We start from the raw sequence: 22,401 nt of genomic DNA, 5'->3' as shown, positions 1-22,401 counted from the left end.
TGCCTACAGGGGGATGTTGCCGTGCTTCTTCGGGGGCAGGGATTCCCGCTTGGTGCGCAGCTGACGCAGGCCGCGCACGACATGGGCACGGGTGTCGGAGGGCATGATCACGGCGTCGATGTAGCCGCGCTCGGCCGCGACGTAGGGGTTGAGGAGGGTGTCCTCGTACTCCTGGATCAGCCGCGCGCGCACCGCCTCGACGTCCTCGCCGCCCGCCTCGGCCTCCGCCAGGGTGCGGCGGTGCAGGATGTTGACCGCGCCCTGGGCGCCCATGACGGCGATCTGCGCGGTCGGCCAGGCGAGGTTGAGGTCGGCGCCCAGGTGCTTGGAGCCCATGACGTCGTAGGCGCCGCCGAACGCCTTGCGGGTGATCACCGTGATCAGCGGGACCGTCGCCTCGGCGTAGGCGAAGATCAGCTTGGCGCCGCGCCGGATGATGCCGTCGTGCTCCTGGTCCACGCCCGGCAGGAAGCCGGGGACGTCCACGAAGGTCAGCACCGGGATGTTGAAGGCGTCGCAGGTGCGCACGAAGCGGGCGGCCTTCTCGGAGGCGTCGATGTCCAGACAGCCGGCGAACTGCATCGGCTGGTTGGCGACGATGCCGACCGGGTGCCCCTCGACCCGCCCGAACCCGGTCAGGATGTTCGGCGCGAACAGCGGCTGGGTCTCGAAGAACTCGGCGTCGTCCACGATGTGCTCGATCACCGTGTGCATGTCGTACGGCTGGTTGGCGCTGTCCGGGACCAGCGTGTCCAGCTCCAGGTCCTCGCCGGTGACGGACAGGTCCGCCTCCTCGGGGAAGGCCGGCGCCTCGGAGAGGTTGTTCGACGGCAGGTACGACAGCAGCTGCTTGACGTACTCGATGGCGTCCTTCTCGTCCCCGGCCATGTGGTGCGCCACGCCCGAGGCCGAGTTGTGGGTGCGGGCGCCGCCCAGCTCCTCGAAGCCCACGTCCTCGCCGGTGACCGTCTTGATGACGTCGGGGCCGGTGATGAACATGTGCGAGGTCTGGTCGACCATGATCGTGAAGTCGGTGATGGCGGGGGAGTACACCGCGCCGCCCGCGCACGGGCCCACGACCAGGCTGATCTGCGGGATCACACCCGAGGCGTGGGTGTTGCGGCGGAAGATCTCGCCGTACGCCCCGAGGGAGGCCACGCCCTCCTGGATGCGGGCGCCGCCGGAGTCGTTGATGCCGATGACCGGGCAGCCGGTCTTCAGGGCGAAGTCCATCACCTTGACGATCTTCTGCCCGTAGACCTCGCCCAGCGCCCCGCCGAAGACGGTGAAGTCCTGCGAGAACACCGCGACCGGGCGGCCGTCGACGGTCCCGTAGCCGGTCACCACGCCGTCCCCGTACGGGCGGTTGCGCTCCAGGCCGAAGTTGGTGGAGCGGTGCCGGGCGAACTCGTCCAGCTCCACGAACGACCCCTCGTCCAGAAGCAGTTCGATGCGCTCACGGGCCGTCAGTTTGCCCTTGGCGTGCTGCTTCTCCACGGCGCGTGCGGAGCCGGCGTGCGTCGCTTCCTCGATACGGTGCTGCAGATCCGCGAGCTTGCCCGCGGTCGTGTGGATGTCGATCCCTTGGATCTCGTGACGCTCTTCCGGCTCGGACATCGGGATGTGGCTCCCTGCCTGCTCAAAAGGGGGGACGGTTACTCATCCGTAGCGTAGTGGTGGCCCTCGGGATCGGCAGTGCGGCGTTTGCCACACCTAGGGTGGCTTGCATGACGCCCAGAGATGCAGCAGACGACCGGCCCGGCGATCCCTCCGGCGGCAGCCGCTGGTCCGACCTCGACCGCCCGCCCCTGAACGCCGCCGCGCTGCGCCGCGCACTGGTGCGCGAGGGGCAGCTGTGGTCCGGGGTGGAGGTGGTGCAGTCCACCGGGTCCACCAACTCCGACCTGGTGTCCCGGGCCGCCGAGGGCCGCGCGACGGAGGGCGCCGTCCTCGTCGCCGAGGAGCAGACCGCCGGCCGGGGCCGCCTGGACCGCCGGTGGACCGCCCCGCCCCGCTCCGGGCTGTTCTTCTCGGTGCTGCTGACGCCGGGCGAGGTGCCGATCGCCCGCTGGGGCTGGCTGCCGCTGCTGACGGGCGTCGCGGTGGCGACGGGGCTGGCCCGCGCCGCCGGGGTGGACACCTCCCTCAAGTGGCCGAACGACCTGCTGGTCACCGTCGGCGGTGAGGAGCGCAAGGCCGGCGGCATCCTCGCGGAGCGGGCCGGCGACGACGGTGTCGTCATCGGCGTCGGCGTCAACGTCACCCTGCGGGAGGCGGAACTGCCGGTGCCGCAGGCCGGCTCGCTGGCCCTGGCCGGGGCCGTGAGCACGGACCGCGACACGCTGCTGCGGGCGGTCCTGCGGTCCCTGTCCGACTGGTACGGCCGCTGGCGCGCGGCGGGCGGCGATCCGGCCACGAGCGGATTGCAGGAGACCTACGCGGCGGGCTGCGCGACCCTGGGCCGCCAGGTCCGCGCGGAGCTGCCGGGGGACCGCTCGGTGGTGGGGGAGGCGCTCGCCGTGGACGGCGACGGCCGGCTGGTCATCGCCACCCGGGAGGGCGTGCGCGAGCCGGTGGGCGCGGGCGACATCGTGCATCTGCGCCCCGCGTGAACACCTCCTCCCCGCCGCCGCGTACCTCCCCGGCGGGGAAACCCAGCTCAGCCGATTCCCGGGCGCGCCCTGACGGAGTGAGCTGGCGCACACCTGCCGTAGAGTTGAGGCCGGTCGATACCTGACCGTGGCAGATCGGAAGGGCAGCAGGCGTGACCGTCGACGACACGGGCTCCGGCGCGGACGCGGACGGCCGGGTGGACCCGGAGGCCGCGGCCGAATCCGGCGAAGACCCGCTCGCCCTGCGTCTGGAGCAGCTCATCCTGGGTGCGGAGCGCCGCTACACCCCCTTCCAGGCCGCCCGCAGCGCCGGCGTCTCCATGGAACTGGCCTCGCGCTTCTGGCGGGCCATGGGCTTCGCCGACATAGGGCAGGCCAAGGCCCTGACCGAGGCCGACGTGCTGGCCCTGCGACGGCTGGCCGGTCTGGTCGAGGCGGGGCTGCTCAGCGAGGCCATGGCCGTGCAGGTGGCCCGCTCCACCGGGCAGACCACCGCCCGGCTGGCCGAGTGGCAGATCGACTCCTTCCTGGAGGGGCTGACCGAGCCGCCCGAGCCGGGCATGACGCGCACCGAGGTGACGTACCCCATCGTCGAGCTGCTGCTGCCCGAGCTCGAGGAGTTCCTCGTCTACGTCTGGCGCCGCCAGCTCGCCGCCTCCGCCGGGCGCGTCGTCCAGGCAGCCGACGACGAGGAGATGGTCGACCGGCGGCTGGCCGTCGGCTTCGCGGACCTGGTCGGCTTCACCCGGCTGACCCGGCGGATGGAGGAGGAGGAGCTCGGCGAGCTCGTCGAGGCCTTCGAGACCACCGCGGCGGACCTGGTGGCCGCGCGCGGCGGCCGGCTGATCAAGACGCTCGGCGACGAGGTGCTCTACGCCGCCGACGACGCCGGCACGGCCGCGGACATCGCGCTGCGCCTGGTCGAGACGATGGCGAACGACGAGACGATGCCCGAGCTGCGCGTGGGCATGGCGTTCGGCACGGTGACCACCCGGATGGGCGATGTCTTCGGCACGACCGTGAACCTCGCCTCCCGGCTGACCTCCATAGCGCCGCGGGACGCGGTCCTCGTCGACAGCGCCTTCGCCGAGGAGCTGATCCGCACGGGCGAGGCCCCCGCCTCCGAGGCGGAGGCCGCCGAGGCCGCGGCCGCCGCGGAGAAGGAGGGCGAGGAGCCGCCGGCGTACCGCTTCGCGCTCCAGCCGATGTGGCAGCGGCCGGTGCGCGGCCTCGGCGTGGTCGAGCCCTGGCTGCTCACACGGCGGGCCGACGACGCCTCCTGACGCGGCCGGGCGCGCGTATGTGTACGGCGCCGGGCTCGCGCGCGTGCGGCGTCAGGCGCGCGTAGACGTATGGCGTGGGGCACGCGTACGTGTACGCCGTCGGGCGCGCGCGTACGGCGCCGGGCCCGCGTAGACGTACGGGCGTCGGGCGCGCGTAGACGTACGGTGTCGGGCGCGCGTACCTGTACGCCGTCGGGCGCGTGCAGACGTACGGCGTCGGGCCCGCACGCGTACGGCGGCGGGCTAGCGCTCGCGTATGCCGTCGGGCTCGCGCATGCGTGCGTGGCGAGGCACGCGCTCGCCGTCGGGCCGCACTCGCGTACGCCGTCAGGTTCGCGCTCGCGTACGTGGCGGGGCGCGCGCAGTATGCCGTCGGGCCGCGGACGCGTACGCCGCCGGGCCCGCGCGCGTTCGGCGGCGGGCTCGCGTACGTGGCGGGGCGCGCGCAGTACGGCGTCGGGCCGCGCTCGCGTATGCCGTCGGGCTCGCGCTCGCGTACGTGGCGGGGCACCCGCAGTACGCCGTCGGGCCGCGCACGCGCTCGCCGTCGGGCTCGCGCTCGCGTATGCCGTCGGGCGCGCGCATGCGTGCGTGGCGAGGCACGCGCTCGCCGTCGGGCCGCACTCGCGTACGCCGTCAGGTTCGCGCTCGCGTACCTGGCGGGGCGCGCGCAGTATGCCGTCGGGCCGCGGACGCGTACGCCGCCGGGCCCGCGCGCGTTCGGCGGCGGGCTCGCGCTCGCGTATGCCGTCGGGCCGCGCATGCGCTCGCCGTCGGGCGCGCGCTCGCGTACGTGGGGGGCCGCGCAGTACGCCGTCGGGCGCGCGCGTACAGCGTCGGGCTCGCTCGCGTACGTGGCGGGGCGCGCGCAGTACGGCGTCGGGCCGCGCACGCGCTCGCCTCGGGCTCGCGCTCGCGTATGCCGTCGGGCTTGCGCACGCCCGTGCGTTGCGGGGCTCGCGCACGCGTAGGCCGTCGAGCCCGTACGCGTGCGCTGCCGGGCCCGCGCGTGCGGCCGTGGGCTCGTGTCCCACCCGGGAGTCGCCTCCCGGCGGTTCGCAGCCGGCGGGCCCGTGGCTTCGCCGGGAGTCCGTCCGGCTCAGTGGCTCCCGCTCTGGGTCGTGACGCACAGCCCGACGATCGGCAGGCACAGGCCGTTCCCGCCGCCCGAGGAGCCGCCCGACGAGCCACCGGAGGAGCCCCCGGACGAACCGCCGGTCCCGCCCCCGGACGAGCCGCCGGAGGAGCCGCCGGAGGAGCCGCCGGCCGAGCCGCCGTTCCCGCCGCCGGACGGACCGCCTGAGGTGCCGCCGGAGGACGGGGAGGGAGTGCGCGTCCCGTGTCCCGGGTGCGAGCCGGGGGCGGGGGCCGAGTGCCCGGTGCCGCCCGTCCGGGACCCGCCGGCGGACTGCGGGGCCCGGTCCCCGGCCGGGGCGGTGGCCCCGGTGACGGCGGTCGGGACCGTCGTGGAGCCCGTGCCGTCCGGCAGGGCGGCGGGCGGCACGGCCGACGCGGCGGACGGCGACGACGCCGGTGCGGCGCCCGTGCCGGAGGCGGACGGGGCGCCGGAACCGCCCAGGGGGACGGTCGCCGAGGGCCGGACGGCCGGAGCTGCCCCGGCCGGGGCCGAGGCGCCGTCCGCCGGGGCCGGCTCCGGCCCGGAGTGCGGCCCGGCCTGAGCGCTGTCGGCTCCCCCGTCCACGTACTGCGGTGCCAGCCGTACGAGTCCGAACACGCCGGCGGCGAGCGCCAGCCCCCCGGCCGCCATGAGCACCTTGCGGGGCCGGGGCCTGCGGTGCCTGCCGCGGGCCCCGATCGTCCGGGCCGGGCGGCGCGGTGCGGCCGGGGAGAGGACCCCGCGCGCCTGCACCGGGGCCGTGGCGGTTATGCGGGCCGTGTCGTCGCCGGTGGCGCCGGCCCCGGTGTCCCCCACCGTGGTCGTGTCCGTCGTCATCGCAGTCCTCCCGGATGGGCCGGCGCCCCCGATGCGCCGTGGCCGAGCACGTTAGGCGCTCCTCCCGGCGGTCCGGCGGGAGTAGCCCGGGATGTCACTCGAACGGGGTGCCGGGTCTCGACAGCGGCGGCGCAGTGCGCCCGGCCGCTCTTTCCCCGGGCGGGCGGGGCTGCGATGATCGGGGCGGATGTTGTTAACCCGCGTTAACCGGAGGGTGTCATGAGCGAGGAGCGGTTCGGGGACTTCGTGCTGGTACGGCGGCACGAGTACGTCGCGGAGCTGGTCCTGGACCGGCCCAAGGCCATGAACGCCGTGTCGACGGACATGGCCCGGTCGATCGCCGGGGCCTGCGCGGCGCTGGCCGCCGACCGGGACGCGCGGGTGGTCGTCGTGACGTCCTCGCACGAACGGGCGTTCTGCGTCGGGGCCGACCTGAAGGAGCGCAACTCCTTCAGCGACGCCGACCTGGTCCGGCAGCGGCCGGTCGCGCGCGGGGCGTACACCGGCGTGCTGGAGCTGCCCATGCCGACGATCGCCGCGGTGCACGGCTTCGCGCTCGGCGGGGGGTTCGAGCTCGCGCTGTCCTGCGATGTGATCGTGGCCGACCGCACGGCCGTGGTGGGCCTGCCGGAGGTGTCGGTGGGCGTGATCCCCGGCGGGGGCGGCACCCAGTTGCTGCCCCGGCGGGTGGGCGCGGCCCGGGCGGCCGAGCTGATCTTCACGGCACGGCGCCTGGAGGCCGCCGAGGCGCATGAGCTGGGCCTGGTGGACCGGCTGGTGGACGAGGGCCGGGACCGGGCGGAGGCGCTGGAGCTGGCCTCCCGGATGGCGGCCAACTCCCCGGTCGGCCTGCGCGCGGCCAAGCGGGCGCTGCGGCTCGGGCACGGGCTGGACCTGCGGGCCGGACTGGAGGTCGAGGACGCGGCCTGGCGCTCGGTGGCGTTCTCCGGCGACCGCGCGGAGGGCGTCGCCGCCTTCAACGAGAAGCGCGCACCCCACTGGCCGGGCGAGTGAGCGACCGCACCGGCTGAGCACCGGCCCGGCCGCCTTCCCGCGGGGCCCGGGCCGGGAGGCTCGTCCACCGTCGGGCCCACCAATGTCCCGGTTCCAGCGGAATGTCCCTAGCCTGGGGTGATGGGTGAGAACAGGCGGCTCGCGGCCGTCGTGGCACTGGCGCAGGGGATGGCCGCGGCGCACACCCCGCGCGAGTCATGGCACGCGGCGGCGCTCGGCGCCTGCCGGGCGCTGGAGGGGAACTTCGCCGCGCTGTCGGTGTGGGAGCGCGAGGGCGGCCGGCTGCGGGTCCTGGTGAACGTGGGCGAGCGCGCCCCCGAGGAGGAGGAGTTCCCGGAGGACGAGACCTACCCCGTGCACCAGTTCCCGGAGATCACCGAGTTCCTGCACGAGCGGTGGGCCTCCGGCGGGGAGCCCGACGCCTGGGTGGAGACCGCCGAGGGCCCCTCCGCCGGCCGGCCCGGCTACTGCCACCAGCGGGTCGCGGCCCTGCGCCGGCGTGGGCGCGGCTGCTGCGTGGTGGCGCCGATCGTGCAGCACGGGCGCGCCTGGGGCGAGCTCTACGTCGCCCGCGCGGCCGGCGCCGCCCTCTTCGACCGCTCCGACGCCGACTTCGCCACCGTGCTGGCCGCCGTGGTCGCCGCCGGGCTGGCCCAGACCGAGCGCCTCGAGGAGGCCCGCAGGCTGGCCTTCACCGACGCGCTCACCGGACTGGCCAACCGCCGCGCCGTCGACGTACGGCTGGAGGAGGCGATCGAACGGCACCGCAGGGACGGGGCCGTGGTCAGCCTCGTGGTGTGCGACCTGAACGGGCTCAAGCAGGTCAACGACACCCATGGCCACGCCGTCGGCGACCGGCTGCTCGAGCGGTTCGGCTCGGTGCTGTCGCTGTGCGGGGCCATGGTGCCCGGCGCGCTGGTGGCCCGGCTCGGCGGCGACGAGTTCTGCCTGCTCGCGGTGGGGCCGTCCGCCGACGAGGTGGAAAAGGCGGCCGGCGAGCTGTGCCGGCGGGCGGCCGAGCTGGAGCTGGGGCAGGGCGTGTCCTGCGGGGTCGCCTCCACCGAGTTCGCCATCGGGCCGGTGCGCTCGGCCCGCCGGCTGTTCCGGCTGGCCGACGCCGCCCAGTACCGGGCGAAGGCCCTGCGCGCGGACCAGCCGGTCGTCGCCGGCCGGGAAGGGCCCGAGGACCCGGTCGTCCGCCTCGCCGACGAGCCCCCGCCCGCCCCGCAGTCCCGGCCGGAGCGGCGCCGTTTCCGCGGCCGCAGGCCCTGACGGGGCGCCAGGCCCTGACGGAGCGCCGGGCCGGGCGCGGCGGGCGAGGTAAGGGTCACTCCTGGTCCCCACTAGTGACACCGTCGCATTCACTGCGTACGCTCCTGAATATGGATATGCACACTGTGGTGGTGGGGACGTCGGGTGTCACCGCGTCCGACGTTCTCGCCGTGGCGCGCGACGGCGCACGCGTCGAGCTCTCCGGGGAGGCGGTGGCGGCCCTCGCGGCGGCCCGGGAGATCGTGGACGCGCTCGCGGCCAAGCCCGAACCCGTCTACGGCGTCAGCACCGGCTTCGGGGCCCTGGCGACCCGGCACATCGGCCAGGAGCTGCGCACCCAGCTGCAGCGCAACATCGTCCGCTCGCACGCCGCCGGCATGGGCCCGCGGGTCGAGCGCGAGGTGGTGCGGGCGCTGATGTTCCTCCGGCTGAAGACCCTCTGCTCCGGGCACACCGGCGTCCGCCCCGAGGTCGCGCGGACCATGGCCGACGTCCTCAACGCCGGGATCACCCCGGTCGTGCACGAGTACGGCTCCCTCGGCTGCTCCGGCGACCTCGCCCCGCTCTCCCACTGCGCGCTCGCCCTGATGGGCGAGGGCGACGCGGAGGGCCCGGACGGCGTCGTACGCCCCGCCGGGGAACTGCTCGCCGAGCACGGCATCCACCCCGTCGAGCTGCGCGAGAAGGAGGGCCTGGCGCTGCTCAACGGCACCGACGGCATGCTCGGCATGCTGATCATGGCGCTCGCCGACCTCGACACCCTCTACAAGTCCGCCGACATCACCGCCGCCCTCAGCCTGGAGGCGCTGCTCGGCACGGACAAGGTGCTCGCGCCCGAGCTGCACGCCATCCGCCCGCACCCGGGCCAGGGCGCCTCCGCCGCCAACATGCTGGCCGTGCTGAAGGGCTCCGGGCTCACCGGCCACCACCAGGACGACGCCCCGCGCGTGCAGGACGCCTACTCGGTGCGGTGCGCCCCGCAGGTCGCCGGTGCCGGCCGGGACACCCTCGCGCACGCCCGCCTGGTCGCCGAGCGGGAGCTGGCCGCGGCCGTCGACAACCCCGTCGTGCTGCCCGACGACCCGTCAGGGGCGTTCGGCCCGCGGGGCGGACGGGTGGAGTCCAACGGCAACTTCCACGGCGCCCCCGTCGCCTACGTCCTGGACTTCCTCGCCATCGCCGCCGCCGACCTCGGCTCCATCGCCGAACGCCGCACCGACCGGCTGCTGGACAAGAACCGCAGCCACGGCCTGCCGCCGTTCCTCGCCGACGACGCCGGTGTGGACTCCGGGCTGATGATCGCCCAGTACACGCAGGCCGCCCTGGTCAGCGAGATGAAGCGGCTCGCCGTGCCCGCGTCCGCCGACTCCATCCCGTCCTCCGCGATGCAGGAGGACCACGTCTCCATGGGCTGGTCGGCCGCGCGCAAGCTGCGCACCGCCGTCGACAACCTGACCCGGATCCTGGCCATCGAGCTCTACGCCGCCACGCGCGCCGTCGAACTGCGCGAGGGGCTCACCCCGGCCCCGGCGAGCCGGGCGGTCATCGACGCCGTGCGCGGGGCGGGTGTCCAGGGGCCCGGTCCGGACCGGTTCCTGGCGCCCGACCTCGCCGCCGCGGAGGCCTTCGTGCGCGAGGGCCGGCTCGTCGCGGCCGCCGAGACCGTCACCGGCCCGCTGCGGTGAGCCGCTGAGACGGGAGGGGGCCCCGCCGTCCGGCGGGGCCCCCTTCCGTTCCGTCGAGTCGCACGCGGCCGGCTCCCAAGGTCCGGGCGGCGGCCGTCCGGTGCCGGTGCGTCAGAAGCCGAGACGTTCGCGGCGGACCGAGTACACCACGAACCCGGCGCCGAGCCCGAGGAAGAGCGTGCCGCCGACGACGTAGGGCGTGGTGTCGACGCTGCCGGTGTCGGCGAGTTCGGTGCCGCTCCCGCCGGCGGCCCGGGCCCCGCCGGCCGCGTCCTGCACTGCCGAATCCTGCCCGGCCGCACCTTGCCCGGCCGTCTCCCGCGGGTCCCCTTCCCGTGCGTCCGGGCCCTGTTCGCGCACCCCGCCGGCCCGCTCGGCCGTGGTGGCCGCCCGTCCCTGCTCCGTGACCTCGGCCGTGCGCTGCGCCGAACCGGCCGCTCTCGCCGGGGCGTCCACCGTCGCGTTCGCGGAGGGGACGAACCACAGGGCGCCCAGCAGGGTGCCCGCGGCGGTGGCGGTCAGCAACGTGCGGCGAGCGGTTGACACGGAATATCGATCCCCTTGTGGCGCTGGCGAATTGGCCGTGTGGGGCGATGTTAGTGAAAATCGCGGGTCACGGGAAAGTCACAGGAGGTTTGAACCGTACGCTCCCCGCATGAGTACACCGGAGACATCACGTTTTGTGCGGCTTCGCGCCGAGCTCGTCGTGGAAGTCGACGACGAGGACGCCATCACCCGGGCCGCCCTGCGCCGTATCGCCGAATCCGTGGCGGCGGGGGACATGACGGCCGAGGAGCGGGTACACGCCGAGAGTGCTGTGACGGAGGACACCGCGGAAGCCCTGGCGTTCCTGGTCGATCCGTTCGTACTGGTGAGCGAGGTGCCGGGGGTGGAGCTGCAACAGGCGTCCTGGTCCAGCGAGCGCATCGGATACGACCCCGCCTCACCGGACTGGGAGTTCGACGAGGATGATGTCGACGAGGACTACGAAGCCGAGGACGGCGGGGAAGTGGACGGCGCCGAGTACCGCCGGCACCCCCGCTGACGCCACCCGGGTCGTCGCCGCCCCGGGCGGCAACCGCCGTCCGGGGTTTCGTCGTCTCATCCGACGCGAGCACCGCATCCGCACCGCCCGCACCCGGCCGCACGGCCCGGCGCGGGCGGCTCCCGGGAGCCGGTGCACGTGGTGAGTCCCACACCCGAACGCCATGGGGAGGGGGACGAGACGGTCGTAGCGTTGATGATTCGTGACGGGGGACGAGGGTTTGGGGTTTCGGCAATCATGGAGAAGCGTGTGATGACGAACAGTAAGCGGCGCAGGCGCCTGATGTCCGCGTCCGTACTGCTCGGCGGTGTACTGGTGCTCTCGGCCTGTTCCGGCAGCAGCGACGCGGCCGGCGGCGGCGACGACACCTCGCAGGCGAAGGCCGACAAGGCCGCCGCCCAGGAGTCCTCGCAGGCCCAGATCAAGATCACGCCGGGGGACGGCACCGACAACGCCTCCATCAACAACTCCGCCACCGTCACCGTGTCCAAGGGCACCCTGACCGAGGTCACCATGACCACGGCCGACGGCAAGGCGGTCAGCGGGCAGATATCCGCCGACAAGAAGAGCTGGAAGCCCACCGTCCAGCTGGAGCGCGCCACCACCTACAAGGTCGCCGCCACCGCCGCGGACGCCAAGGGCCGCGCCGCCCACGAGAACGCCTCCTTCACCACGGTCGCCCCGGCCCACAGCTTCATCGGCTCCTTCACCCCCGACAACGGCAAGACGGTCGGCGTGGGCATGCCCGTCTCGATCAACTTCGACAAGGCGATCACCAACAAGGCGGCCGTCCAGAAGGGCATCACCGTCACCTCCTCCAGCGGCCAGGAGGTCGTCGGCCACTGGTTCGGCGCCAACCGCCTGGACTTCCGGCCCGAGCAGTACTGGAAGGAGAACTCCACCGTCACGCTGAAGCTGAACCTCGACGGCGTCGAGGGCGCGAGCGGCGTGTACGGCGTGCAGCAGAAGACGGTCACCTTCCACATCGGCCGCAACCAGGTCTCCTACGTCGACGCGAAGACCAAGCAGATGAAGGTCACGCAGGACGGCCGGACCGTCAAGACCATCCCGATCTCCGCGGGCGCCCCCGACCACACCACGTACCAGGGCCAGATGGTCATCTCGGAGAAGTTCACCCAGACCCGGATGAACGGTGCCACCGTCGGCTTCAAGGACGACGACGGCAAGGGCGAGTACGACATCAAGGACGTGCCGCACGCCATGCGCCTGACCACGTCCGGCACGTTCATCCACGGCAACTACTGGGGCGCGCCGTCCGTCTTCGGCAACGTCAACACCAGCCACGGCTGTGTCGGCCTGCGGGACAAGAAGGGTGCGAACGACCCGAGCACGCCGGCCGCGTGGTTCTTCAGCCACTCGCTGATCGGTGACGTCGTGGTCGTCTCCAACACCGGGGACAGGACCGTCACCCCGGACAACGGTCTCAACGGCTGGAACATGAGCTGGGCGCAGTGGAAGGCCGGCTCGGCCGTCTGACGCCCCCTCACCCTTGCGCGCCGGTGCCGCCCCTCGGGGCGGCACCGGTGTGTGCGGCGGTCAGCCCCCGCCGGTGCCCGTGCCCGCCCGGGTGGCGTCGGCGCCCCAGCTGGCCAGCAGACGCAGCGCCTCCGCCGAGGGGGAGCCGGGCTCGGCGTGGTAGACGACCAGGGACTGGTCGGCGTCGCCCGCGAGCCGGAACGACTCGTACAGCAGCTCCAGTTCACCGACCAGGGGATGGCGCAGCCGCTTCAGGCCGTGCGTGCGCTCCTTGACGTCGTGGGTGGCCCACAGCCGGCGGAAGTCCTCGCTCTTGACCGAGAGCTCGCCCACCAGCGCCGACAGCCGGGGGTCGTCCGGGTAGCAGCCGGCCTCCAGCCGCAGGGCGGACACGACGTCGATCGCCTTCTGCTCCCAGTCGACGAACAGGTCCTGGGAGGCGGTGTCCAGGAACACCATCCGCGCCCAGTTCCGCTCCTGCGCCGGCATCCGGGACCAGTCGCCGAAGACCGCGGCCGCCATCCGGTTCCACGCCAGCACCTCGGCGCGCCGGCCCACCACATAGGCCGGGACCCCGTCCATGGTGTCCAGCAGCTGCCGCAGCGACGACCGCACCTGCTGCGTGCGCACCGCCTGCTTCTTCTTGTGCTTGGGCCGCACCAGGTGGAGCAGGTGCGCGTGCTCGGCGTCGCTCAGCCGCAGCGCGCGGGCGATGGAGTCCAGGATCTCCGCCGAGACATTGCGCCCGTTGCCCTGCTCCAGGCGCGTGTAGTACGCCACCGAGACCCCGGCGAGCTGGGCCAGCTCCTCGCGGCGCAGTCCCGGGACCCGGCGCTGCCGTCCGTAGTGCGTCAGGCCGACGTCCTCGGGCCGCAGCCGGGCCCTGCGGGTGCGCAGGAACTCGCTGAGCTCGGCACGGCGGTCCAGCCCCGCGCCGGCCTCGGGCAGTTCGTCCATATGTCCAGTATCCCCGGTCGTACGCCGCGCAGGCTGACCTTGCCAGTGGTAGGAACAGCGAGCGTACGCACAGGCGTGACCTGGGTGAATCGCTCCGTGGCGGGCACGCTGGAAGAGCGCCCGGCCGCCGGCCGGACCGGGCGCGGACAACCACCGAAGAACGACACCCCGCACCGGCGCGCCCGGCCACCGGCACACGCCATGGGCCGGCCGGCGCGCCACGAACGCCGAAGGAATCCGGAGACCACGGCATGACCACCGTTGCCGCATACGCCGCACCCGCCGCCAAGGCTCCGCTGGAGCGCACCACCATCGAACGCCGCGAGGTCGGCGAGTTCGACGTGCTGATCGACATCAAGTTCGCCGGCATCTGCCACTCGGACATCCACCAGGCCCGTGAGGGCTGGGGCAAGGCCCTCTTCCCGATGGTCCCCGGCCACGAGATCGCCGGCGTGGTCTCCGAGGTGGGACCGGGCGTCACCCAGTACGCCGTCGGGGACCGCGTGGGCGTCGGCTGCATGGTCGACTCCTGCCGTGAGTGCGACAACTGCCGGGCGGGCCTGCAGCAGTTCTGCGTGCGCCGCCCCGTGTGGACGTACAACGCCGTGGGCAAGGACGGGCAGCCCACCTACGGCGGCTACTCGCAGAAGATCGTGGTCGACGAGAACTTCGTCGTCCGCATCCCCGACGGCCTGCCGCTGGACGTGGCCGCGCCGCTGCTGTGCGCCGGCATCACGACGTACTCCCCGCTGAGGTACTGGAACGCCGGCCCGGGCAAGAAGGTCGCCGTGGTGGGCCTCGGCGGCCTCGGCCACATGGGCGTCAAGATCGCCCACGCCCTCGGCGCCGAGGTCACCGTGCTGTCGCAGACCCTGCGCAAGAAGGACGACGGCCTCAAGCTGGGCGCCGACGACTACCGCGCCACCAACGACCCGAAGACCTTCGAGGACCTCGCCGGCACCTTCGACATCGTCCTGAACACCGTCTCGGCCCCGCTGGACTTCGGCGCGTACCTGTCCCTGCTGCGCACCGGCGGCGCGATGGTCAACGTGGGCCTGCCCGAGGAGCCGGTCACGATCGACCTGTCGTCGGTCTTCGGCAACCGCCGCAGCCTGACCAGCTCCAACATCGGCGGCATCCCCGAGACCCAGGAGATGCTGGACTTCTGCGCCGAGCACGGCCTCGGCGCCGAGATCGAGCTGATCAGCGCCGACCGGATCAACGAGGCCTACGAGCGGGTCGTCGCCGGCGACGTCCGCTACCGCTTCGTCATCGACACGGCGACGATCTGACGGTCGGCGCCGGCGGCCGGGCACGGCGAGTCCGGCAGCGGGCGCGGCGGCCCGCCGCGCCCGGTCAGCCCGCCAGGGTCGCCGGGCTGCCGCCGTTCGCCTCGTAGCCCGCGACCGCCAGGGCGCGGTGCACGGCGAACTCCGCCGCCGGGTCCGCGGACAGCGTCCAGGGCAGGGCCCCGACATGGCCGTCGACGTGTATCAGCTGGTCCATGGCCTCCGCCCAGCGCTCGGAGCGGACCAGGAAGAAGACCAGCATGTGGCGCACGTGCGGCAGCACCGGATCGTCGGGACGGGCCGCGTGCACCGCGTGCAGCGCCCCGTGGACCGCCTTGGTGACGACCTCGCTCTGGTAGAAGCCGCTGACCAGGTTCACCTCGGGCAGGTGCTCGAAGACCGCGAACAGGGGCAGGGCCGCCAGCAGTGAACCGTGCGGCGCGCGGGCCGCCGCGGCCTCGGCGAACTCCATCGCCAGCTTCCGCGAGCCGTGCCACTTCTCGCACCAGTAGTGCAGGGCCGCCAGATGCGCCCCCATGTGGGCCGGCGCCCGGTCCAGGATCTTCAGCCACAGCTTCTCGAACTCCGCCTGGGAGTCACCCAGTCCGCGCGCCACCGCCAGCTCGACGATGTACGGGACGGGGTCGCCCGGAGCCAGCAGCGCGGCCTGGCCGCACGCCTGACGCGCCTCCTCCATGATGATCCGGAACTCGTCCGTCCCCGGCGTGGACGTCCGCCACGCCTGCTGCACCAGGAACTCGGCGTGCACCGCCGCGCCGCCCGCGTCCTTGGGCGCCTCGGCCCGCCACACCCTCAGCCACTGCCCGCCGGGCGTCTCGTGCACCCCGCCCGGACGCTGCTGGAGCTCCAGCGCCGCCGCGCCGGCGAACGCCTGCACCCGCTGCCAGCGCAGCTCGCCCTCCGTCTCCGTGCCCGCGAGGAGCTGGGAGGCCGCGCGGTAGTCCTGGGTGCGCTGCACCAGGTCCAGGACGTCCATGAGGTCCTGGTCGGGCCCGGGCATGCGGATGTCGAGCTCCTCCTCCCGGACGAACCCGTAGTTCGCCGGGTCCGCGGCGTCCGGGTGCCCCGGCGGCACCAGCTCGATCGCGCCCCGCCTGCGCCTGAGGAACGGAAGCAGCACGAAGCCCAGCATGACCAGCGCCATCAGGACCCAGAGAATCTCCATGCCACAAGCGAACCAGACGACGCCGGAACTTGGCCAACCGGTGCCGCGCACCTGTGGAAAACCCCGCCGTCGCCCCGCCGTCCGCCCCGCCGTCCGCCCCGCGGGCCGGGCCGCGGGCCGGGCCGCGCACGGCGGCCCCGGCCCCGGCGTCCCGCACCGGTGACCGCGGCGTCCCGCACCGGCGGCCCCGGCGCACTACCCTCGGGCCCATGAGCGACAGGCACATCAGTCAGCACTTCGAGACGCTCGCGATTCACGCGGGCAACACCGCCGACCCCCTCACCGGTGCGGTCGTCCCGCCCATCTACCAGGTGTCCACCTACAAGCAGGACGGCGTGGGCGGCCTGCGCGGCGGCTACGAGTACAGCCGCAGCGCCAACCCGACCAGGACCGCCCTGGAGGAGAACCTCGCCGCCCTGGAGGGCGGTCGCCGCGGCCTCGCGTTCGCGTCCGGACTGGCGGCCGAGGACTGCCTGTTGCGCACGCTGCTCAGCCCCGGCGACCACGTGGTCATCCCCAACGACGCCTACGGCGGCACGTTCCGCCTCTTCGCCAAGGTGGTCTCCCGCTGGGGCGTGGAGTGGTCGGTCGCCGACACCTCCGACCCGGCGGCCGTACGGGCCGCGCTCACCCCGAAGACCAAGGTCGTCTGGGTGGAGACCCCCTCCAACCCGCTGCTCGGCATCACCGACATCGCCGCCGTCGCCCAGGTCGCCCGGGACGCGGGCGCGCGGCTCGTCGTCGACAACACCTTCGCCACCCCGTACCTGCAGCAGCCGCTCGCGCTCGGCGCGGACGTCGTCGTGCACTCGCTGACCAAGTACATGGGCGGCCACTCGGACGTCGTCGGCGGCGCGCTGGTGGTGAGCGACTCCGGCCTCGGCGACGAGCTGGCGTACCACCAGAACGCCATGGGCGCGGTCGCCGGGCCCTTCGACTCCTGGCTGGTGCTGCGCGGCACCAAGACCCTCGCCGTGCGCATGGAGCGGCACAGCGAGAACGCCGGGCGGATCGCCGAGATGCTCACCCGCCACGCGCGCGTGACGAGCGTCCTGTACCCGGGGCTGCCCGGCCACCCCGGTCACGAGGTCGCCGCCAAGCAGATGAGGGCCTTCGGCGGCATGGTGTCCTTCCGGGTCCAGGGCGGCGAGGAGGCGGCCGTCGAGGTCTGCAACCGCGCCAAGGTGTTCACCCTCGGCGAGTCCCTGGGCGGCGTGGAGTCCCTGATCGAGCACCCCGGCCGGATGACCCACGCCTCCGCCGCCGGCTCCGCGCTCGAGGTCCCGGGCGACCTGGTGCGCCTGTCCGTGGGCATCGAGAACGTCGACGACCTGCTGGAGGACCTGCAGCAGGCCCTCGGCTGACCGACGCCGGGCGGGGCCGCGCGGCGGGCCGCGGCCTCACCAGCCGGACACGGGCGGGGTCGTCTGCGAGGGCGGCTCCACCCAGGGCCGTACGGTCAGCGCCCACACCGTGAAGGCCACCGCCGCCGCCCACAGGAGCACCCACCCGGCCCGGCGGGTGGCCGTACGGCGGCGCAGCATCCGTGTCCCGCGCCGCACCGCGTCCGGATACAGCTCCGGCGGCACCTGCGGCGGCGTCTGCTCCAGCATCCGCCGTACCGCCGCCTCGCTCTCCGCGCGGTTCACGGCCGCCTCCCCTCGTTCGTCCTCACCCGGGGCGTCACGGTGCGGCCACCTCGGGGCCGCGCACGACGGGGGCGGGGCCGCCGGGCGCGTGGGTGAGGGCGCTGACCGCCCGGTCGCAGATGACCCGGACCCGTTCCGCGGGCAGCCCGAGCAGCGCCGCCGCCTGTTCCTCGGCGACTCCCTCGTACAGCCGCAGGACCAGGACCAGCCGCTCCTGCGGCGCCAGGGCGGCCAGGGGGCCCGGCAGCCGGGGGCGGGCGCGGCCCGGGCCGCGGTACCGGTGCCACGCCTCCCTGGCGTACCGGCCGGCCAGGTACTGGCGGGTCCGGTCGTAGGGGTCCTCCCCGCGCAGCCCGTCCCAGCACGCGTACATGTGCGCGAGGGCGAGGGTCAGCAGCCGCCGCGCGCGGGGGTTGTCGCCGGGAGCCTCGGCGGTGAGCAGCGTGGCGGCATGCAGCAGCCGCCCGGCCGCGCCCGCGACGAACGACTCGAACTCCCGGGCCCGGCGGGCGTCCCGGGACGCCTGCCGTTCTCGCACCGCGCCTCCCGCAGAGGCCGACCCTCGGAAACCGGGCCCCTCACGCGTACGCCACGCACGGCCGGACGCGACGAGACCCGGTCTCATCTGAGACCGGTCACGCCCCGCCGGTCAAGAGGTGTGCGGCCACCCGGGCGCCGGAGCGGCCCAGCAGCCACGCATCCGTGCCGGGAACGGTCCGGCAGCACGAATCCGCACCGGGAACGGCCCGGCGGCTGCGCATCCGTGCCGGGAACGGCCCGGCAAGTACGTATCCGTGCCGGGAGCGGTCCGGCGGCTACGAATCCTGGCGGGGCTCCGCCGCCAGTACGCCCTGAGCGGCCTGGCGGGCCGAGAGGGCGCGGTTGAATCGGGTGAGCAGGGAGCAGAAGACCTCGCGCTCGGCCGGCTCCCAGTCGCGGGTCAGCTCCGCCATCAGGCGCCGCCTGGACTGGCGCACCTCCTCCAGCCGCGCCAGCCCGCGCGGGGACAGCTGCAGCACCACGGCACGCCCGTCCTCCGGGTGCGAGGTCCGCTTGACGAGGCCCGTGTCGACGAGGGGGGCCACCTGCCGGGTGACCGTGGAGGAGTCGATGCCCATGCTCGCGGCGAGCGCCTTGACACCCATCGGGCCCTCCTTGTCGAGGCGGTTGAGCAGCAGGTAGGCGGCGCGGTCCATGGAGTTGCGCACCTGCCCGACGCCGCCGAGCCGGGTCTGTTCGGCACGGCGGGCGAACACCGCCACCTCGTGCTGGAGGATGTCGAGGAGACCGGTGTCACCGACGGTCGTCATGTCCATCGACATTTCAGGTGTTGTGGGCATGGCCGGGGGCTCACTTCTGAAAGGCAGCTGGGTTGGGGGACAGGGTACGCGGCCGGGGCGCGGGCCGTACCGGCGCGGCGGAATCCGGTCCCGGAGCTTGGTCACAGCCGCGTCCGGCGGCCGTGAACTGCGAGACTTGGCGCATGAGCCACAGCACCGCCCGCTCCCTGCGCCAGGTCACCCTCGACGACGTGCGCGGCGCCCAGAAGATGCTCTCGGGAGTCGCGCGGACGACCGCGATGGAGGGCAGCAGGTACCTGTCCCAGCTGGTGGGCACGCCGGTGCACCTGAAGTGCGAGAACCTCCAGCGGACGGGCTCGTTCAAGCTGCGCGGCGCCTACGTCCGCATCGCCGGGCTGCTGCCCGAGGAGCGGGCCGCGGGGGTGGTGGCCGCGAGCGCCGGCAACCACGCGCAGGGCGTCGCCCTCGCCTCGTCGCTGCTCGGCGTGCGCTCCACCGTCTTCATGCCGAAGGGCGCCCCGCTGCCGAAGATCAGCGCCACCCGCGACTACGGCGCCGAGGTACGCCTGCACGGCCAGGTCGTCGACGAGACGCTGGCCGCCGCGCAGGAGTACGCGGCCGAGACCGGCGCGGTGTTCATCCACCCCTTCGACCACCCGGACGTGATCGCGGGCCAGGGCACGGTCGGTCTGGAGATCCTGGAGCAGTGCCCGGAGGTGCGCACGGTCGTCGTCGGCATCGGCGGCGGCGGACTCGCGGCCGGCATCGCGGTCGCGGTCAAGGGGGTGCGCCCCGACGTGCGCATCGTCGGCGTGCAGGCGGCCGGCTCGGCGGCGTACCCGCCCTCGCTGGCGGCCGGGCGCCCGGTGGCGATCGAGAGCCCGGCCACCATGGCCGACGGCATCAAGGTCGGACGGCCCGGCGACGTGCCGTTCGGGATCGTCCGGGAGCTGGTGGACGAGGTGCGCACGGTCGGCGAGGACGAGCTGTCCGCCGCGCTCCTGCTGTGCCTGGAGCGGGCCAAGCTGGTCGTCGAGCCGGCCGGCGCGAGCCCGGTCGCCGCGCTGATGAGCGGGCACGAGGGCCTGCGGGGCCCGGTCGTCGCCGTGCTGTCCGGCGGCAACGTCGACCCGGTGCTGCTGCAGCGCGTGCTGCGCCACGGCATGGCCGCGCAGGGCCGCTACCTGGCCGTGCGGCTGCGCCTGACGGACCGGCCGGGCGCGCTGGCGACCCTGCTCGGCGTGCTGTCGGTGGCCGACGCCAACGTCCTCGACGTCAGCCATGTGCGGACCGATCCCCGGCTCGGGCTGACCGAGGCGGAGGTGGAACTGCACCTGGAGACGAAGGGCCCCGCGCACTGCGCCGAGGTCGGCCGGGCGCTGCGCGAGTCCGGTTACACGGTCATCGACTGATCCACGGTCATTGGCCGAAGCCCGGCCGAGCCCGGTCGAAGCCCGGCCGGAGCCGCCTGAGCCGCCGGGACGGCCGCGGACACCGGGGGACGGGCCCGGGGGCGGGGCCGGACCTGGCGGGGCGTGTCCTGCCCGGGCCGGGCCGGACCATCCGTGTCACTCGTTCGGGCAAACCCCTTGAGACACGCGATACATCGCGATACGGTGTGGCTCGCGCGCCGCCCTGCCCGGCACCGAAAATCCCGGGCGCCGCGGCCCGCGAGTACCTAGGCTTTTCCGGCCATCCCCCACTCCGACCATCCCCGATGACGTGGAGACTCATATGCCAGGCGCCATCTATGCCGAAGGCCTGGTGAAAACCTTCGGTGACGTAAGGGCTCTGGACGGCGTCGACCTCGATGTCCCCGAGGGCACGGTGCTGGGTCTGCTCGGGCCGAACGGCGCGGGCAAGACCACCGCCGTCCGCTGTCTGACCACCTTGCTGCGGCCCGACAGCGGCAAGGCCGTCGTCGCCGGGCTGGACGTGCTCCGGCAGCCCGACCAGGTGCGCCGGTCGATCGGCCTGTCCGGCCAGTTCGCCGCCGTCGACGAATACCTGACCGGCCGGGAGAACCTCCAGATGGTCGGCCGGCTGTACCAGATGAGATCCGCCGCCGCCAAGGCCCGGGCCGTGGAACTGCTGGAGCAGTTCCACCTCACCGAGGCCGCCGACCGGCCCGCGAAGACCTACTCCGGCGGCATGCGCCGCCGGCTCGACCTGGCGGCCGCGCTGGTGGTGTCCCCGCCGGTGATGTTCATGGACGAGCCGACCACCGGCCTCGACCCGCGCAACCGCCAGCAGCTGTGGGAGGTCATCAAGCAGCTCGTCTCCGGCGGTACGACCCTGCTGCTGACCACCCAGTACCTGGAGGAGGCCGACCACCTCGCGCACGAGATCGCGGTGGTCGACCACGGCCGGGTGATCGCCCGCGGCACCTCCGACCAGCTCAAGGCCCGCACCGGCGGCGAGCGCGTCGAGGTCGTCGTGCACGAGCGCGAGCACATCGCCACGGCCTCCGAGGTCCTGCGCGGCTTCGGGAAGGGCGACACCACCGTCGAGGAGCACACCCGCAAGCTCACCGTGCCCGTCACCGGCGGCGCGAAGCTGCTGGCCGAGGTCATCCGCGAGCTGGACTCCCGGGGCATCGAGATCGACGACATCGGACTGCGCCGCCCGACCCTCGACGACGTGTTCCTCTCCCTGACCGGCCACCTGGCCGAGACCGCCACCGAGGAGAACGGCGCGAACGGCGCGAACGGCGCCCAGGGCGCGAAGGGCGCCGACGCCAAGGACCGCAGGCGCAAGAAGGAGACCGCCAAGTGAGCGCCACCACCGACACCGCCCGCACCACGCCGTCCGGCAACGCCGTGACGCAGTCCGTCCGCGACTCGCTGGTCGTCGCCCAGCGCAATCTGATCCGCATGTCCCGGATCCCCGAGATGGTGATCTTCGGGCTGATCCAGCCCATCATGTTCGTGGTGCTGTTCACCTACGTGTTCGGCGGCTCCATGCGGATCGGCGACACCACCGACGCCACCGCCTACAAGAACTTCCTGATGGCCGGCATCTTCGCGCAGACCGTCACCTTCGCCACGGCCAGCTCCGGTGCGGGCATCGCCGACGACATGCACAAGGGCCTCATCGACCGCTTCCGCTCCCTGCCCATGGCACGCGGGGCGGTGCTCACCGGGCGCACCTTCGCGGACCTGGTGCAGACGGCGCTGACCCTGTTCGTCCTCGCCGTCGTAGCCCTGCTGGTCGGCTGGCGCGTCGGCTCCGACGGCGACACCAACGCCGGCCGGGTGCTGGCCGCCTTCGGCCTGCTGCTCCTGCTCGGGTACGCCTTCACCTGGATCGGCGCCCTGATCGGCCTGTCCGTGCGCACCCCGGAGGCGGCCACCTCCGGCGGGCTCATCTGGCTGTTCCCGGTGACCTTCATCTCCAACGCCTTCGTGGACTCCAGCAACATGACGCCGTGGCTGCGGCACATCGCGGAGTGGAACCCGTTCAGCGCCACCGTCCAGGCGTGCCGTGTGCTGTTCGCCAACCCGGGACAGTCGCAGTCCAGCGCCTGGCCCATGCAGCACCCGGTGTGGGCGTCGCTGATCTACTCGGCCCTGATCATCCTGGTGTTCCGGACCCTGGCGGTGCGCAAGTACCGCTCGGCCGCGGCCTGAGCCGCACACGGCGGACGGGCCGACCCGC

General features: G+C 73.8%; 20 protein-coding genes. 12 read left to right on the top strand and 8 right to left on the bottom strand.

Features of this window, described 5'->3' with window-relative positions:
* Window positions 1-3: 3 nt before the first annotated feature.
* Entirely contained in the window at window positions 4-1,617 is a 1,614-nt protein-coding gene (locus ACI2LW_RS01645; RefSeq protein ID WP_404729103.1) for an acyl-CoA carboxylase subunit beta, read from the bottom strand.
* 110 nt (window positions 1,618-1,727) lie between these two features.
* Here ACI2LW_RS01645 and ACI2LW_RS01640 point away from each other — a divergent pair, with 110 nt between their 5' ends.
* Window positions 1,728-2,612, top strand: coding sequence for a biotin--[acetyl-CoA-carboxylase] ligase (locus ACI2LW_RS01640; RefSeq protein ID WP_404729102.1), 885 nt, complete (start codon window positions 1,728-1,730; stop codon window positions 2,610-2,612).
* 152 nt (window positions 2,613-2,764) lie between these two features.
* Window positions 2,765-3,895 (top strand): adenylate/guanylate cyclase domain-containing protein, encoded by a 1,131-nt coding sequence (locus ACI2LW_RS01635; protein ID WP_404729101.1) that lies wholly within the window; start codon window positions 2,765-2,767, stop codon window positions 3,893-3,895.
* 1,099 nt (window positions 3,896-4,994) lie between these two features.
* Here the strand turns inward: ACI2LW_RS01635 and ACI2LW_RS01630 are convergent.
* Entirely contained in the window at window positions 4,995-5,849 is an 855-nt protein-coding gene (locus ACI2LW_RS01630) for a hypothetical protein (RefSeq protein ID WP_404729100.1), read from the bottom strand.
* Between the two features lie 219 nt (window positions 5,850-6,068).
* Between ACI2LW_RS01630 and ACI2LW_RS01625 the strand changes: the two genes are divergently transcribed.
* The 3 genes from ACI2LW_RS01625 to hutH all read left to right on the top strand — a co-directional run bounded on the left by ACI2LW_RS01625 (window position 6,069) and on the right by hutH (window position 9,820).
* Entirely contained in the window at window positions 6,069-6,863 is a 795-nt protein-coding gene (locus ACI2LW_RS01625; RefSeq protein WP_404729099.1) for an enoyl-CoA hydratase/isomerase family protein, read from the top strand.
* Between the two features lie 120 nt (window positions 6,864-6,983).
* On the top strand, window positions 6,984-8,135 hold the full coding sequence (locus tag ACI2LW_RS01620) for a diguanylate cyclase domain-containing protein (protein ID WP_404729098.1): 1,152 nt from the start codon (window positions 6,984-6,986) through the stop codon (window positions 8,133-8,135).
* A 116-nt stretch (window positions 8,136-8,251) separates the two neighbouring features.
* Complete coding sequence (gene hutH / locus ACI2LW_RS01615; protein WP_404729493.1) at window positions 8,252-9,820, top strand: histidine ammonia-lyase; 1,569 nt, start codon at window positions 8,252-8,254, stop codon at window positions 9,818-9,820.
* A gap of 111 nt (window positions 9,821-9,931) precedes the next feature.
* Here the strand turns inward: hutH and ACI2LW_RS01610 are convergent, their stop codons facing one another.
* Window positions 9,932-10,345 (bottom strand): cell wall protein, encoded by a 414-nt coding sequence (locus ACI2LW_RS01610; RefSeq protein WP_404729492.1) that lies wholly within the window; start codon window positions 10,343-10,345, stop codon window positions 9,932-9,934.
* Between the two features lie 130 nt (window positions 10,346-10,475).
* Between ACI2LW_RS01610 and ACI2LW_RS01605 the strand changes: the two genes are divergently transcribed.
* Together ACI2LW_RS01605 and ACI2LW_RS01600 are read left to right on the top strand one after the other, a co-directional pair.
* On the top strand, window positions 10,476-10,865 hold the full coding sequence (locus ACI2LW_RS01605; protein ID WP_404729097.1) for a hypothetical protein: 390 nt from the start codon (window positions 10,476-10,478) through the stop codon (window positions 10,863-10,865).
* A gap of 252 nt (window positions 10,866-11,117) precedes the next feature.
* Entirely contained in the window at window positions 11,118-12,362 is a 1,245-nt protein-coding gene (locus ACI2LW_RS01600; RefSeq protein ID WP_404729096.1) for an Ig-like domain-containing protein, read from the top strand.
* Window positions 12,363-12,422: 60 nt separating this feature from the next.
* Here the strand turns inward: ACI2LW_RS01600 and ACI2LW_RS01595 are convergent, their stop codons facing one another.
* Complete coding sequence (locus ACI2LW_RS01595) at window positions 12,423-13,319, bottom strand: helix-turn-helix domain-containing protein (protein ID WP_404729095.1); 897 nt, start codon at window positions 13,317-13,319, stop codon at window positions 12,423-12,425.
* 251 nt (window positions 13,320-13,570) lie between these two features.
* Here ACI2LW_RS01595 and ACI2LW_RS01590 point away from each other — a divergent pair, with 251 nt between their 5' ends.
* Entirely contained in the window at window positions 13,571-14,611 is a 1,041-nt protein-coding gene (locus tag ACI2LW_RS01590) for an NAD(P)-dependent alcohol dehydrogenase (RefSeq protein ID WP_404729094.1), read from the top strand.
* A 64-nt stretch (window positions 14,612-14,675) separates the two neighbouring features.
* On the opposite strand, the gene ACI2LW_RS01585 is transcribed toward ACI2LW_RS01590, so the two are convergent.
* Window positions 14,676-15,794, bottom strand: coding sequence for a hypothetical protein (locus ACI2LW_RS01585; RefSeq protein WP_404729093.1), 1,119 nt, complete (start codon window positions 15,792-15,794; stop codon window positions 14,676-14,678).
* 209 nt (window positions 15,795-16,003) lie between these two features.
* On the opposite strand from ACI2LW_RS01585, the gene ACI2LW_RS01580 reads away from it, so the two are divergent.
* Window positions 16,004-17,158 carry a cystathionine gamma-synthase gene (locus ACI2LW_RS01580; RefSeq protein ID WP_404729092.1) on the top strand — a complete coding sequence of 385 codons (1,155 nt, stop codon included), beginning with the start codon at window positions 16,004-16,006 and terminating at the stop codon, window positions 17,156-17,158.
* A 36-nt stretch (window positions 17,159-17,194) separates the two neighbouring features.
* Here the strand turns inward: ACI2LW_RS01580 and ACI2LW_RS01575 are convergent, their stop codons facing one another.
* The 3 genes from ACI2LW_RS01575 to ACI2LW_RS01565 form a co-directional block, all read right to left on the bottom strand.
* Window positions 17,195-17,443 carry a hypothetical protein gene (locus ACI2LW_RS01575; RefSeq protein ID WP_404729091.1) on the bottom strand — a complete coding sequence of 83 codons (249 nt, stop codon included), beginning with the start codon at window positions 17,441-17,443 and terminating at the stop codon, window positions 17,195-17,197.
* A gap of 34 nt (window positions 17,444-17,477) precedes the next feature.
* Entirely contained in the window at window positions 17,478-17,981 is a 504-nt protein-coding gene (locus ACI2LW_RS01570) for a sigma factor-like helix-turn-helix DNA-binding protein (protein WP_404729090.1), read from the bottom strand.
* Between the two features lie 277 nt (window positions 17,982-18,258).
* Window positions 18,259-18,759 (bottom strand): MarR family winged helix-turn-helix transcriptional regulator, encoded by a 501-nt coding sequence (locus tag ACI2LW_RS01565; RefSeq protein WP_404729491.1) that lies wholly within the window; start codon window positions 18,757-18,759, stop codon window positions 18,259-18,261.
* A gap of 167 nt (window positions 18,760-18,926) precedes the next feature.
* Here ACI2LW_RS01565 and ilvA point away from each other — a divergent pair, with 167 nt between their 5' ends.
* The 3 genes from ilvA to ACI2LW_RS01550 all read left to right on the top strand — a co-directional run bounded on the left by ilvA (window position 18,927) and on the right by ACI2LW_RS01550 (window position 22,373).
* On the top strand, window positions 18,927-20,156 hold the full coding sequence (gene ilvA, locus ACI2LW_RS01560) for a threonine ammonia-lyase (protein WP_404729089.1): 1,230 nt from the start codon (window positions 18,927-18,929) through the stop codon (window positions 20,154-20,156).
* Window positions 20,157-20,478: 322 nt separating this feature from the next.
* On the top strand, window positions 20,479-21,519 hold the full coding sequence (locus ACI2LW_RS01555) for an ATP-binding cassette domain-containing protein (RefSeq protein ID WP_404729088.1): 1,041 nt from the start codon (window positions 20,479-20,481) through the stop codon (window positions 21,517-21,519).
* Window positions 21,516-22,373 carry an ABC transporter permease gene (locus tag ACI2LW_RS01550; RefSeq protein ID WP_404729087.1) on the top strand — a complete coding sequence of 286 codons (858 nt, stop codon included), beginning with the start codon at window positions 21,516-21,518 and terminating at the stop codon, window positions 22,371-22,373. The genes ACI2LW_RS01555 and ACI2LW_RS01550 overlap by 4 nt, the downstream gene beginning before the upstream one ends.
* Window positions 22,374-22,401: the final 28 nt, after the last annotated feature.

This window comes from Streptomyces sp. NPDC004065 (assembly GCF_044903565.1).
Taxonomy (GTDB): domain Bacteria; phylum Actinomycetota; class Actinomycetes; order Streptomycetales; family Streptomycetaceae; genus Streptomyces.
Note: the sequence above shows the minus strand (reverse complement) of the source record. Positions and strands in the feature narration are given on the sequence as shown.

Coding starts and splice junctions, on each gene's coding strand:
- ACI2LW_RS01590 (WP_404729094.1), top strand. CDS start 13,571: ATGACCACCGTTGCCGCATACGCCGCACCCGCCGCCAAGGCTCCGCTG.
- ACI2LW_RS01565 (WP_404729491.1), bottom strand. CDS start 18,759: ATGGACATGACGACCGTCGGTGACACCGGTCTCCTCGACATCCTCCAG.
- ACI2LW_RS01605 (WP_404729097.1), top strand. CDS start 10,476: ATGAGTACACCGGAGACATCACGTTTTGTGCGGCTTCGCGCCGAGCTC.
- ACI2LW_RS01625 (WP_404729099.1), top strand. CDS start 6,069: ATGAGCGAGGAGCGGTTCGGGGACTTCGTGCTGGTACGGCGGCACGAG.
- ACI2LW_RS01645 (WP_404729103.1), bottom strand. CDS start 1,617: ATGTCCGAGCCGGAAGAGCGTCACGAGATCCAAGGGATCGACATCCAC.
- ilvA (WP_404729089.1), top strand. CDS start 18,927: ATGAGCCACAGCACCGCCCGCTCCCTGCGCCAGGTCACCCTCGACGAC.
- ACI2LW_RS01640 (WP_404729102.1), top strand. CDS start 1,728: ATGACGCCCAGAGATGCAGCAGACGACCGGCCCGGCGATCCCTCCGGC.
- ACI2LW_RS01595 (WP_404729095.1), bottom strand. CDS start 13,319: ATGGACGAACTGCCCGAGGCCGGCGCGGGGCTGGACCGCCGTGCCGAG.
- ACI2LW_RS01620 (WP_404729098.1), top strand. CDS start 6,984: ATGGGTGAGAACAGGCGGCTCGCGGCCGTCGTGGCACTGGCGCAGGGG.
- ACI2LW_RS01630 (WP_404729100.1), bottom strand. CDS start 5,849: ATGACGACGGACACGACCACGGTGGGGGACACCGGGGCCGGCGCCACC.
- ACI2LW_RS01580 (WP_404729092.1), top strand. CDS start 16,004: ATGAGCGACAGGCACATCAGTCAGCACTTCGAGACGCTCGCGATTCAC.
- ACI2LW_RS01585 (WP_404729093.1), bottom strand. CDS start 15,794: ATGGAGATTCTCTGGGTCCTGATGGCGCTGGTCATGCTGGGCTTCGTG.
- ACI2LW_RS01555 (WP_404729088.1), top strand. CDS start 20,479: ATGCCAGGCGCCATCTATGCCGAAGGCCTGGTGAAAACCTTCGGTGAC.
- ACI2LW_RS01600 (WP_404729096.1), top strand. CDS start 11,118: ATGACGAACAGTAAGCGGCGCAGGCGCCTGATGTCCGCGTCCGTACTG.
- hutH (WP_404729493.1), top strand. CDS start 8,252: ATGCACACTGTGGTGGTGGGGACGTCGGGTGTCACCGCGTCCGACGTT.